Consider the following 13,185-nt stretch of genomic DNA (forward strand, 5'->3'; position numbering starts at 1 on the left):
TGTATCCGAAAAGCACTAGAAAGAGGCCTATAAAATGGAAAGCCTGAGAGGCGGCCTCTGCTTTTGCCACATTTGTTTTGATATTGCCTTATTCAGGTCCGATTTTCCTTTGAAAAAAGCAATATTTTTCGTAAATTTGCTAGTCTTTTCATTTGAAAATGAAAGGCGAAGTGGACGAAAAAAGTTTAGTAATAAATTTAGGTTTTTAAATAGAATATGAGTCAAAAACAATATACAGCAAGCAGTATCCAAGCCCTTGAGGGGATGGAGCACGTGAGGATGAGACCCTCGATGTACATCGGCGATGTCGGTGCGAGAGGTCTACACCATTTGGTTTATGAGGTGGTCGATAACTCTATCGATGAGGCGCTAGCTGGACACTGTGATCGAATTGAAGTGGAGATTCATGAAGGGAATGGAGTTCTCGTGACCGACAACGGTCGAGGAATTCCTGTAGACTTTCACGAAAAGGAGCAAAAATCCGCCCTAGAGGTGGTTATGACTAAAATTGGTGCCGGAGGGAAATTTGATAAAGATTCCTACAAAGTATCCGGAGGACTTCACGGAGTAGGGGTTTCTTGTGTGAACGCTTTGTCAAACCAGTTAATTGCCACCGTTCACAGAGACGGAAAGATTTACGAGCAAGAATATTCGCAAGGGAAAGCCTTGGCGGATGTAAAAGAAATAGGAACAGCCGACGATACAGGAACGACTGTGTTTTTTCAGCCAGACGATACCATCTTTCAGGAATTAGAATACAATTACGATACTCTAGCCACGCGTCTGCGTGAGCTTGCTTTCTTAAATAGAGGAATTACCATCACGCTAACCGATCAAAGAGAGAAGTTAGAAGACGGGAGTTACAAATCCGAAATTTTTCATTCGGAAGGAGGGCTAAAAGAGTTTGTTGAATACATCGATGGGAACCGTGAATCCATCATGGACAGTGTAATCTTCATGGAAGGGTCAAGAGACGATATCCCTGTAGAAGTAGCCATGCGTTACAATACGTCCTTTAATGAAAACTTGCACTCCTATGTAAATAACATTAATACTCACGAGGGGGGAAGCCACCTTACAGGGTTTAGAAGAGCTCTTACGAGAACTCTTAAGAAGTTTGCAGATGAACTGGGTCTTCCTGCCAAAGAAAAGGTAGAAATTACAGGGGATGACTTTAGAGAAGGTCTTACTGCAATTATATCGGTCAAGGTAATGGAGCCTCAATTTGAAGGGCAAACCAAAACCAAATTAGGGAACTCGGAGGTGGCCGGTGCGGTGGATAAAATCGTCGGTGAAATGCTTACCAATTTCCTTGAAGAAAATCCAAACGAAGCCAAGCTCATTGTCCAAAAAGTAGTCTTGGCAGCCAAAGCAAGACAAGCTGCGAAGAAAGCTCGGGAAATGGTTCAACGTAAATCTCCTATGGGGGGATCTGGACTGCCTGGGAAATTAGCGGACTGTTCTTCAAAAGATCCTGTGATTTCTGAATTGTTCCTTGTCGAGGGAGATTCTGCAGGGGGAACCGCCAAGGCGGGTCGAGATCGACATTTTCAAGCGATTCTACCTTTGCGTGGGAAGATCTTGAATGTGGAGAAATCGATGCTTCATAGAGTGTACGACAACGAGGAGATCAAAAATATTTATACTGCGTTAGGCGTTTCTGTAGGAACTGAGGAAGATAGCAAAGCTTTAAATGTGAGCAAACTTCGTTACCATAAAGTGGTAATCATGACAGATGCCGATGTGGACGGTGCGCATATTTCAACTCTGATTCTGACCTTCTTCTTCCGCTACATGAAAGAATTAATTGAACATGGGTATGTGTATATTGCTTCTCCACCCTTATACCTCGTTAAAAAAGGAAACAAAAAGCATTATGCTTGGGATGAGAAAGAAAGGGAAGAAAAAACCCTCGAGATAGCCCCAGACGGAAAAGGAGTAGATGTACAACGATACAAAGGTCTTGGAGAAATGAACGCGGAACAGCTTTGGGATACGACAATGAATCCTGAATCTAGAACTTTAAAACAAGTGACCATTGACAATGCAGGGGAAGCGGATCGAGTCTTCTCAATGCTAATGGGAGACGAGGTACCTCCACGTCGTGAGTTTATAGAGAAAAATGCAAAATATGCAAAAATCGACGTCTAAGATTTTGTATTGTATGTTGAGCGATAGAAAACAATGCTCTGCCTCGCGCAGAGCATTGTTTTTTTTATTCTAGCAAGCCCTATCTTTTTGGAGCATTATTTGTATGACTTAGAAGGAAACCGAAATAAAAAATAAATATGAAATCAATTTTTATCTCCGCATTTGCACTAGGTATTGCCCTGGTGTCCTGTACGAAAACGACTACCAGCGAAACCAATCAGGCCAGCGATACACTCGCTGTATTGGACCAAAGATTTGAGTTTGCTTACGATTCTCTAGTCGCTATGGATTCCCTCAATGTGAGCGATTCTGTAAGTGCGAAATTCAAGCAAAAAGTACTTGTATTTACAGGACTTGATAAGCCGGTTCTCGATAGCTTATACAAATCAGAGCTTTACGATAGCATTGCACCGGATGTTGCGTATTCCAGACCCGAAGTACAAAGCCTACTAGATGAAAGAAAAAGTCACTACTATACCCAGACCAAAGCCGATGTTTTGGACTTTAGACCCGGCTCTCATCAAGTTTGGGATCGAGTCTCTGAAATGGATGTGGTAGGAAATCAGAACGGATACCTTACCGTCCATTATAAGGGATACGGGTATACAGGAGGTGCGCATGGTTACGCCTACGATTTGTATAGAGTGGTCGACATCGAAAATCAGAAAAAATTAGAATTAAAAGACATCGTGGCTATCGACAAAGTAGATTGGAACAAAGTACTTCTAAAAGAAGCGGACGAAAGAAAAGAAAATTACTTTGAGCCTGAGAAATTGTCTTACAACAATAATTTTTTCTTTGATGAGAAAGGACTTAGCTTTACTTACAACCAGTATGAAATTGCAGCCTATGTATATGGTATCATCACAATCACGGTTCCGTACGAGGCTATTTCTTCTGCTCTAACGCCTGAGTTTAAAGAGAGAATGGGAATTCAGAAATAGGGTAGATCTTAACTAAAAATATCAAGTAAAAATCGTACTTTCCACCCATGGATCGCACTGTATTTATTATCAATCCGTTTTCGGCCAAAAGGCAGTCGGATTTGTTTATCCAAAAGCTTAAAACAAAGGTAGACCCTTTGCATTACTACCTTTCAGAATCGGTCGAAAAGACCACTGAGTTTATTTTGGAAACAAAAGATCAGTATGACGTGTATGTGGCCGTCGGAGGGGACGGCACCATTGCGTCAGTGGCTAAAAATTTAGTGCACTCCTCAAAAATATTAGCGGTGTTTCCGGCAGGATCCGGCAATGGGTTTTCGAATGAAACCCATTTTAATACGAATCTGGAGGTGCTCTTGCAAAAATTAAAGGCGCGCAAAAGCCGTAAAATCGATACCTTTAAAATAGGTCCCTATTTGTCGATCAACGTGTCTGGCGCCGGATTAGATGCCCGAGTGGCAAAAGAATTTGAAAGCACAACCCGAGGGTTTAAAAACTACATAAAAGTCACGCTTAAAACTTTTTTTAACTACCGCCCAATCCAAGTGCGTTTCCATACGAAGGAGTTAGAGAAATACAGTGGAGAGTATATGATGCTTAATCTAGCAAACACTCGGCAATTTGGTAATTTCGCGTACATAGCGCCGAAAGCAAGCAAAAGCGATGGACTTGTCGATCTCGTACTGGTTAAGAAATTCCCTTTGCCTTATTCCCTATTCTTTGCTTTTCGACTATTTACCAAAGCCTTGAAACAAGACTCCTATCTAACCTATATTCCCATATCTAAAGCGGAGTTCTCTGTAGATACCACTGTTTTTCAAATGGACGGCGAATTTGTAGAACTGAATTCACCCATACAAATTGAAGTCTTGCCTCAGAGTTTGAATATTCTGATTTAAGCCTTTACTCTCGTGAAACGGAATCGTCCCCTCGGGAGTCAGCAACCCCTACGGTGCTTCCATCTTGTTGGACCGCTATGATTTCGGTTCTGCCGATCTGGTTGACCGTTTTAAATACATAATTCTTGGATTCTAGGACCTTTAAAGGTGCTGTATTAAATCCTTTTTCCACTTGCACCGATTCGGGTAACCATTGGTGGTGGAATTTCGGTGCATTCACCGCGCGGTTTGGAGAAAGTTTAAAATCAATTAGTCCGACAATTGTTTGGTACACGGACGTGGGTATTGTGGTGCCCCCAGGAGTTCCTACGACTAAAAAGGGTTTGTTGTCTTTTAAAACGATCGTGGGTGTCATAGAGGAAAGCATTCGTTTGCCAGGTTCAATCGCGTTGGCTGCGCCTCCCACAGCGCCAAACATATTGGGTACGCCCGGTTTGATGGAGAAATCGTCCATTTCATTATTGAGTAGAAACCCGGTTCCCGGCGCAATGACTTTGCTTCCGTAGAGTCCGTTTAACGTGGTGGTCACGGAAACGGCATTGTGATCCCGATCTAGGATGGAGACATGCGTGGTTTCTGTACTTTCTGCAGGCAGCTTAATGATTTTCCCCACCTCCGCACTTGGCGTGGCTAAAAGGGGATTGAATGACTTCCATCGCTCTTTCAGATAGCTCTGTGAAATAAGACGCTCGGTGGGATCTTTGACAAATGCTGGATCCCCCATAAATTCCGCTCGGTCTGCGTAGGCGCGACGCTGCGCCTCAATCATAACCTGCATGGCTTCTGGCGATTGAAAGCCCATTTGATCTAAATGGGCATAGGAACTCATTCGTAGCATTTGGGCTAAAAGAATTCCGCCACTAGAAGGCAAGGGCATCGTGAGGATTGAGTATCCTTTGTAGTCGAACTCTAAGGGAGTTCTAAAGACTACTTTATAATTTTTCAGATCGTTAAGAGATAGTATTCCTTTTTGCAACTCAACTCCTTTTGCGACCTTTTCCGCGGTCGCTCCCTCATAAAATCCTTTGGCTCCCTCTTTTTTTATTTTCTTTAAGGTGGTGGCTAGATCCTTCTGAATCAAAAGGTCGCCTGGCTTCCAAGGCTCATTTTTCACGAGTGCAATGGGATGAGAGTTGTGTTTTAAAAATTGATCGCGATGCGCATTGAGTAAATCCGCTTCCCTTTTTGTGATGGCAAATCCTTTTTCTGCAAGCTCAATGGCAGGATCTATTAGTTTTTCCATTGGCAAGTTCCCGTAGGGCAGGGTTGCAAACATACCCGCAACAGAACCGGGAATGCCGATCGCAAGACCTCCGTCTTGAGACAAGCTCGTGTCTGCATTTCCGCTAGAATCCAGATACATATCCTTTGAGGATTTTTCGGGCGCTGTTTCTCGAAAATCAATTGTGAATTTTTCACCTGTGTTTTTCATTCCAACTAAAAAACCACCCCCGCCTAGATTCCCCGCTTGAGGATAAACTACAGCAAGAGCCAGTTGCGTGGCAATGGAAGCATCAAATGCATTTCCTCCCTCTCGAAGGATTTTGGCTCCCACTTCGCTTGCTAGCGGATGGGCGGAGACGACTAGCCCTTTGTTTTTTACATGGATTTCCTTGTAAATCGTATGCTCAGTGGCCTGTCCATAGGCGAGAGTCGAAACAAGGGAGAAGAGGAAAAGTAATTTTTTCATGAATTCAAATCGTTTTTGATCACTTCCAAGGGGAAACGAAGGGATAAAGATAAGAAGAAGTTTGAAAAAGGAATTAAAAAAGGGCAAAATCCAAAAAGCAGTGGTGCTTCTCGCCAGATTGAGTCGAAAGCATCGCCTACATAAGGCTTTGAAAGGTTTTGCTTTTTTTATAGGGCGTAATTTTCTACTTTTGTAAGAATAACTAATCAATTAAACTAATCCCCCGATGCAGGAAAAAATTCTTATTACAGGCGCTTTAGGTCAGATAGGTACAGAACTTACCAACCGTTTGGTAAGCCTGTACGGAAAAGAAAATGTAGTCGCTTCTGGTCTTGATCGATTCGACAAAAATTTAACTTCCGCAGGCTTTTACGAGCGAATGGACGTGACCAATACCCAGCTCATGCGACAAGTGATTCAAGAATATGAGATCACAACGGTATACCATTTGGCATCCTTGCTCTCGGGAACTTCCGAAAAACAACCTTTGTTCGCGTGGAAGCTCAATTTGGAGCCTCTCATTAATTTATGCGAAATGGCCAAAGAAGGACTTCTTAAAAAGATATTTTGGCCGAGTTCCATTGCTGTTTTCGGAAAAGGAATTCCCAAAACAGACGTAGGACAAGACGTAGTGCTCAATCCAACCACGGTTTATGGGATTTCCAAACTGGCAGGAGAGAAATGGTGTGAGTATTATTTTGACAAGTACGGAGTGGATGTACGAAGCATTCGGTATCCAGGTCTCATCTCTTGGAAAACCCCAGCAGGAGGAGGAACGACAGACTACGCAGTAGAAATATTCTACGAAGCGGTTGAAAATGCAAAGTATACGTCCTTTATAAAAGAAGATACGGCGATGCCTATGCTTTATATGGACGATGCAATCAATGCTACTCTTCAGTTAATGCATGCCGAAAAAGAATCTCTTAGCGTGAGAACTTCTTACAATCTAGGAGGGATGTCCTTTACACCGGCTGAGCTTGCAGAGGTGATCAAAAAAGAAATTCCTGAATTCGAGATTTCTTACAAGCCTGATTTCCGACAAGAGATTGCGGACTCTTGGCCTGCTTCCATTGATGACCGTATTGCCAAAGAAGATTGGGGTCTTCACTATGAATTTGGAATCGAAGAAATGGCGAGCGACATGATCAAAAACTTAAGGGATAAACTTAAAAAGTAATCCAAAATATACTTTAAGTACATAAGTTTATGATATTAAAAATCAGTTAATTAAATCAATTAACTGATTTTTACTTTAACTGATGTTGGTTTGAATGAGGAAGATAAATTCCACCTCTATTTTTTGCCCAAACCTGAAATTTAAGACTCTTTCGCTCGCTGGATTTTTGTGCACTTCTCACAGGATTTACGTTCTTGTGAGGCAAGCTTTTCTTTTCATTTTAGGATTTCCAAAGGAAATGGATCCTCTGAAAATGGTAAGGGATTGCATTGAGGTTGTTCGAATCTTTTGCAAGGTATAGGGGCTTTGTTATCTATTTTATCTTTCAGAGTAAAACCAAATCAATCGTTTTTAAGGAAATACCTTATCTTTGCCGAGTAAAACATGAGAAAAGAACTGCCACAAGTTCTTTTTTTTTAACTCTACTCCATGAATTTAACTTTCGCCGATTTCGATTTACCAGAGAAAATATTAGATGTTCTTGCGGATCTCGAACTTTTTGAACCCACACCTATTCAGACAAGAAGTTTCAAACCGATCTTATCGGGAAGAGACGTGATGGGCATTGCGCAAACCGGAACCGGGAAAACCCTAGCGTACTTACTACCGACTCTAAAACAGTGGAAGTATAACAAAAACGGCAACCCTACACTGCTTATTCTGGTTCCTACAAGGGAACTCGTGGTTCAAGTCGCTGAAATTGTTGAGAATTTAACTCAAAATTTGTCGGCAAGAGTCATTGGGATTTACGGAGGTAAAAACATTAATACGCAAAAGAAGCTATTTAATACGGGCTGTGATATTTTAGTAGGAACTCCAGGACGGGTGATGGATTTAGCGATTGACAATGCAATTTCGCTAAAAGAGGTCCAAAGACTGATCATTGATGAGTTCGACGAGATGCTTAATTTAGGTTTTAGACCGCAGCTCACGCATATCTTCGAAATGATGCGAGAAAAAAGGCAAAACATCCTCTTCTCAGCCACCATGACGGAAGCTGTAGATGATATGCTTGCCGAATATTTTGCGGGTCCCATGGAGATCTCACTGGCTAAATCAGGAACACCCCTCGAGAAAATTGAGCAAAGCGCGTACAAAGTAGAGAATTTCAATACGAAATTTAATCTCCTAAAGCATTTGCTTGAAACAAGCGAGGATCTTTCCAAGGTCCTTATATTCACAAATAACAAGAGACACGCAGACCTTCTATTTTCTAAAATAGAGGAAGTGCTGCCGGAAGAATTTGATGTAATCCACTCCAACAAATCTCAAAATTATAGACTTCGAGCTATGAAACGCTTTGAGGACCAAGAAGTAAGAGGGTTAATTACTACGGATGTTATGGCCAGAGGTCTTGATATCTCGGACATTACCCATGTAATCAACTTTGAGGTTCCTGCCGTACCCGAGCAGTACATTCACAGAATTGGACGTACGGGTCGTGCCGATAAAGATGGGAAAGCCATTACGTTTTATACCAAAAAAGAAGAGCCACAGCTTCTTGAGATCGTGGTTCTGATGGATAAAGAACTCATCGAGATGGACTTCCCGACAGAAGTGAAAGTAAATCCGAAGAAAATCGCATCCGAAGAGGACGAAGTCAAAATGAAGAATGCGCACACGGTGAAAATACAAGAAGGAGGTGGCGCCTTTCATGAAAAAAAGGAAAAGAACAGGAAAATCAACCTAGGAGGTCCAAGCAAGCGTAAAGTCCCAAAATCCAAACCCGGTGCAAACCGTGCACAGGCCAAAGCGAAATCCAAAGCAAATAGGAAAAAATAATTTCCCTATTGCTTTGATTCCTTGCATTCGTCCTTTGCAAATCTTATTTTAGATAAGGAGCAATGACCTTTGCCCAATTCTGATAGCCTTTTGGATTTAAATGCAAAAGGTCTTCCAAAAAGAGTTCGGTTCGTGGGTTTCCGTCTTTGTCCTCAATGGAGGGGTTAATTTCAATATAGGAAGAGTTCTCCTTGCTTTCTACAAACTGTTTGATTAGAGCATTTCCTTTTTCCATTTCGGGCCAAAGCGATTCGCGACTCGGCGAATGCTTCATGGAAATGTAATCGATTTGAGCCTCAGGATACCTCGTACGAAGGGTGTTGTAAAGCGTTTCAAATCTTTCTCGTACTTGCTCTGCACTTGCAGGTTCTACCTCGTACGCAATGTCATTTTCTCCACAATACACCAGTATTTGTTTGGGCGATGGAACCTCGAGTAGTTCCTTAATATAGAAGTTTACATCGACAAGTCTTGATCCTCCAAACCCGAAATTAATGAATTTTTTTTCCGGGAAATAGTCTCCAACATCTTGCCACATGGTAAAAGAAGAACTGCCTAGCAGCAGAATGGCATCAGAAGGCAAGTTTTCACTAGATTTCTTTGCATTAAGCGATTGGATTTCAGTCCAAAAGGCGGGCTTCTCCTGCGTAAAGGCAAACGTAAAACATAGCAGGAATAGAAAGGAGATGTATTTTTTCATTTTCATTTAATTTTAGCTCTTCGGCATAAGTTAATAACTATCCTCGACAATTTTTCGAGCGATTTCCGGGGTTAAATCCTTTCGTTCGCCTTGCAACAGCCACCCTCGTTCGGTAAAAGCTTTCTCCACCTTCTTACCTGTGTCTTGAAAATCGTTTGTATACTCTGATAATTTGGTTTGAATGTCTAAGGAATGGAAGAACTCTTCTAATTTTTCAATTCCCTCTTTTGCTTTCTCTTCAAGTGAACCTTGCGTTACATTCCAAACACGCTCGGCATATTGCGCAAGTTTTTCTTTCTTGTTTTCAAACATGGCTCTATAGTGTGAGGGAGCAATAATGGCAAGTGTTCTTGCGTGGTCAATTCCATACTGAGCCGTTAATTCATGCCCTATGGCATGTACAGACCAATCCGTAGGTACACCCTTTGCAATGAGTCCGTTAAGCGCCATCGTGCAGGCCCACATGAAATCCGATGCATTCTTATAATCAAAGGAACCTTTTAATAGAGGAGTGCTAACTTCTTGAAGAGTAAGGAGGATGCTTTCGCTAAAGCGATCTTGTAGTTTTGCATCCGTAGGGTAGGTGAGGTATTGTTCTAGAACGTGGGTGTAGGCATCTGCTATTCCGTTGGCTATTTGTCTTGTGGGTAGAGATTTAATGACGGTCGGATCAAGCACAGAGACCGTAGGAAAGAGACCCGGTCCCCCAGAAGATAATTTTTCGTTTGTTTCTTTTCTTGAAATCACATATCCGGAATTCATTTCGGATCCTGTGGCAGGAAGCGTTAAAACGGTGGCAAAGGGTAACGCCTCATTTTCGCGGGTTCTAACCCGCTTACTCACAAGCTCCCAAGGTTCCCCTTTGTAAGTCGCTGCCGCGGCAAGAAATTTCGTACCGTCGATCACAGAGCCTCCGCCCACGGCAAGCAAATAATCAATCGAGCTAGATTTAATCACTTCTAAAGCCTCTAAAAGTACCGAATACTCGGGATTGGCAGGAATGCCTTGGAATTCAAGAACCTCATGGGATTTCAGTGCGGATTTTACTTGATCGTAAATTCCATTTTTCTTAATGCTTCCGCCTCCGTAGAGAATTAAAACCTTAGCCTCTGCAGGAATTTCCTTTGCTAGATTTTCAATTTGTCCTTCCCCGAATAAGATCTTCGTCGGATTTTTATAGTCAAAATTTAACATTGTATCTTTTTGTTCAAAATTACGAAGTATTTTTAAGAATCTGTGGCATCCCTCGGTGTTTTTTAAAATCTTATTAAACCATTATTACTATACTACAACTATATAAGAACTATAGTAGAAGTTTATTAATAGATACGATTGGAAGTGGACTGAAAGTGTATGCATTAAATCATGGAATCTAGGAAAGTCTTAAGATTTTTTACGCTCTTGCGAGGCTAATTTCGATGTTCAATTCGAGGAGGGTTTTTCGTCTTTCCGGCAGTTCGACAGCGTATTTATCCTTTCAGTTCCAGGTATAGAAAATCAAGGGAGAAAATCCAAAGAAAATTTTCATACTTGCCTTAATAAACGTATTTTTGAGCAATTAAGACAGATACGTCGAAGGACGAACAGCAAAAAAAGAGCAAAAGATGAAAAAGATTCAAATGGTTGATCTCCAGAGTCAATACTTTAAAATAAAACCGGAAGTAGATAATGCGGTTCTAAACGTAATGAAGTCAGCAGCGTTTGTAAACGGTCCTGAAGTGGAATGGTTTCAAAAAGAACTGGAAGAATATTTAGAAGTAGGCCATGTGATTCCTTGTGCAAACGGGACAGACGCATTGCAAATTGCGTTAATGGCTTTAGGTCTTCAAGAAGGAGATGAGGTGATTACAGCGGATTTTACGTTTGCTGCTACGGTGGAGGTAATTCATTTGTTGAAATTGAAAGCGGTGCTGGTCGATGTGAATTACGATACGTTTACCTTGGATCCTGAGGCTGTGAAAAAAGCCATCACTCCTAAAACCAAAGCCATCATCCCTGTGCATTTGTTTGGACAATGCTGTGAAATGGAATCGATATTAGAAATTGCAAAAGCAAACCAGCTTTATGTCATTGAGGACAATGCCCAAGCCATTGGAGCAGAGTATACCTTCGCAAATGGCGAAGTAAAAAAATCAGGTACCATGGGAACTCTTGGAACCACCTCTTTCTTTCCCTCCAAAAACCTAGGTTGTTACGGAGACGGGGGTGCACTCTTTACCCAGGACGACGATTTAGCTTATAAAATTCGAGGCATTGTGAACCACGGTATGTACGAACGCTATTACCACGATGAGGTGGGTGTGAATTCACGATTGGATAGCATTCAAGCGGCCGTACTTCGTCGTAAACTACCCAATTTAGATTTGTACAATGAGGCTCGCCGAAAAGCAGCGGATTATTACGACGAGGCGTTTAAGGATCACGAGTCTGTTTTAATTCCTACTCGAAGTGAGAATTCTTCTCATGTCTTTCATCAGTATACGTTAAGAGTGACCAACGGCAAAAGAAATGAACTTCGTGAATTCCTAGCCGAGAAGGAGATTCCTGCCATGATTTATTATCCCGTTGCCCTTCGCAAACAAAAAGCATACTATCAACCTAGCAAGGACGAAGATTTCGTTCATACAGACCGTCTTTTAGACGAGGTGATTTCGCTTCCGATGCATACGGAACTTGATGACGAGCAATTGAAATACATTTGCGATAGCATTCTAGAATTTTTTAATTAAAGAACCTACACGATGGCAATTTTAGTGACCGGTGGACTCGGGTATATTGGTTCGCACACAGTGGTTGAACTTCTAAATTCTGGTTTTGAGGTCGTAATCGTGGACGATTTGTCCAACTCTGAGAAATTTATCCTTGACAATATTGAAGAAGTCAGTGGGAAAAGACCGGTGTTTTATCCCTTTGATTTAAAACGACGAGAATTGCTAAGCCAGCTTCTCGATGCGCATACCATTGAAGGCTGTATCAACTTTGCGGCCTTTAAGGCTGTTGGAGAGAGCCAAGTGAAGCCCATGGATTATTATGAAAACAATTTGTTTTCTCTTATCAATCTCTTGCAAGAATTTAAAGAGAGAAATATGGGTAATTTTATCTTTAGCTCTTCCTGTACTGTGTACGGACAAGCAGATCAAATGCCCATAGAAGAATCCACTTCGTTAAAAACCCCAGAGAGTTCCTACGGGAAGACCAAACAGATGGGAGAGGAGATATTGATGGATTTCGCTCGAGCGCACCAGCGCAAAGTATCCTTACTTCGCTATTTTAATCCGATTGGAGCTCATCCCTCTGCAAAACTTGGAGAACTTCCAATTGGGATTCCTAATAATTTAGTGCCGTTTGTCACGCAAACTGCCGCTGGAATTCGCGAAAAACTAATGGTCTACGGAGACGATTACCCAACCCCCGATGGAACCGCAATACGGGATTATATTTACGTGGTGGATCTAGCCAAAGCGCATGTCGCAGCCTTGCAAAAATTAATGCAGGACCCTAAGTCCACCGTACTTGATATTTACAATTTAGGGACAGGCAAAGGATCCTCTGTTTTGGAAGTAGTGCAAGCGTTTGAAGAGGCAAATTCAATCAAGGTACCTTACGAAATCACCGCTCGCAGAGCAGGCGATATTACTTCTGCTTACGCGGATGCGTCTAAGGCAGAGAGAGAATTAAATTGGAAGGCAAATACCTCTCTTAGCGATGCGCTTAAAACCACGTGGGAGTGGCAAAAATACCTCAAATCAAGAACAAGTGATAGCAGTGGGATTTCTTTCTAATCGAAAGTTCTCACTTCTTACAAATACGAAAACTGGCCTAGAGATTCTCTAGGCCAG

At 41.9% G+C, this 13,185-nt stretch carries 10 protein-coding genes; 7 read left to right on the forward strand and 3 right to left on the reverse strand.

Annotation, left to right across the window (positions count from 1 at the left end; translation table 11 throughout):
• Window positions 1-216: 216 nt before the first annotated feature.
• From gyrB to AC3IRX_RS00345, 3 genes are all read left to right on the forward strand, one after another.
• Window positions 217-2,151, forward strand: coding sequence for a DNA topoisomerase (ATP-hydrolyzing) subunit B (gyrB, locus tag AC3IRX_RS00335; protein ID WP_489210509.1), 1,935 nt, complete (start codon window positions 217-219; stop codon window positions 2,149-2,151).
• Between the two features lie 137 nt (window positions 2,152-2,288).
• Window positions 2,289-3,095: an RsiV family protein gene (locus AC3IRX_RS00340; RefSeq protein ID WP_489210511.1), complete on the forward strand. Its 807-nt coding sequence runs from the start codon at window positions 2,289-2,291 to the stop codon at window positions 3,093-3,095.
• A gap of 47 nt (window positions 3,096-3,142) precedes the next feature.
• A complete protein-coding gene (locus AC3IRX_RS00345; RefSeq protein WP_489210513.1) occupies window positions 3,143-3,994 on the forward strand; it encodes a diacylglycerol/lipid kinase family protein in 852 nt (283 codons plus the stop codon).
• Window positions 3,995-3,998: 4 nt separating this feature from the next.
• Here AC3IRX_RS00345 and ggt read toward each other — a convergent pair whose 3' ends face one another.
• The gene (gene ggt, locus AC3IRX_RS00350) at window positions 3,999-5,684 is read right to left on the reverse strand and encodes a gamma-glutamyltransferase (protein WP_489210514.1); all 1,686 of its coding nucleotides are present in this window, start codon (window positions 5,682-5,684) and stop codon (window positions 3,999-4,001) included.
• A 226-nt stretch (window positions 5,685-5,910) separates the two neighbouring features.
• On the opposite strand from ggt, the gene AC3IRX_RS00355 reads away from it, so the two are divergent.
• Window positions 5,911-6,864, forward strand: a complete 954-nt coding sequence (locus AC3IRX_RS00355; RefSeq protein WP_489210516.1) for an NAD-dependent epimerase/dehydratase family protein — start codon at window positions 5,911-5,913, stop codon at window positions 6,862-6,864.
• Window positions 6,865-7,293: 429 nt separating this feature from the next.
• Window positions 7,294-8,646 (forward strand): DEAD/DEAH box helicase, encoded by a 1,353-nt coding sequence (locus AC3IRX_RS00360; RefSeq protein ID WP_489210517.1) that lies wholly within the window; start codon window positions 7,294-7,296, stop codon window positions 8,644-8,646.
• 43 nt (window positions 8,647-8,689) lie between these two features.
• On the opposite strand, the gene AC3IRX_RS00365 is transcribed toward AC3IRX_RS00360, so the two are convergent.
• Complete coding sequence (locus AC3IRX_RS00365) at window positions 8,690-9,346, reverse strand: GDSL-type esterase/lipase family protein (protein WP_489210519.1); 657 nt, start codon at window positions 9,344-9,346, stop codon at window positions 8,690-8,692.
• A 30-nt stretch (window positions 9,347-9,376) separates the two neighbouring features.
• The gene (locus tag AC3IRX_RS00370) at window positions 9,377-10,540 is read right to left on the reverse strand and encodes an iron-containing alcohol dehydrogenase (protein WP_489210521.1); all 1,164 of its coding nucleotides are present in this window, start codon (window positions 10,538-10,540) and stop codon (window positions 9,377-9,379) included.
• A 410-nt stretch (window positions 10,541-10,950) separates the two neighbouring features.
• Between AC3IRX_RS00370 and AC3IRX_RS00375 the strand changes: the two genes are divergently transcribed.
• On the forward strand, window positions 10,951-12,075 hold the full coding sequence (locus tag AC3IRX_RS00375) for a DegT/DnrJ/EryC1/StrS family aminotransferase (RefSeq protein ID WP_489210523.1): 1,125 nt from the start codon (window positions 10,951-10,953) through the stop codon (window positions 12,073-12,075).
• A gap of 12 nt (window positions 12,076-12,087) precedes the next feature.
• On the forward strand, window positions 12,088-13,128 hold the full coding sequence (gene galE, locus AC3IRX_RS00380) for a UDP-glucose 4-epimerase GalE (RefSeq protein WP_489210525.1): 1,041 nt from the start codon (window positions 12,088-12,090) through the stop codon (window positions 13,126-13,128).
• The last annotated feature ends 57 nt before the right edge of the window (window positions 13,129-13,185 follow it).

This window comes from Epilithonimonas sp. KH_059 (genome assembly GCF_057838485.1).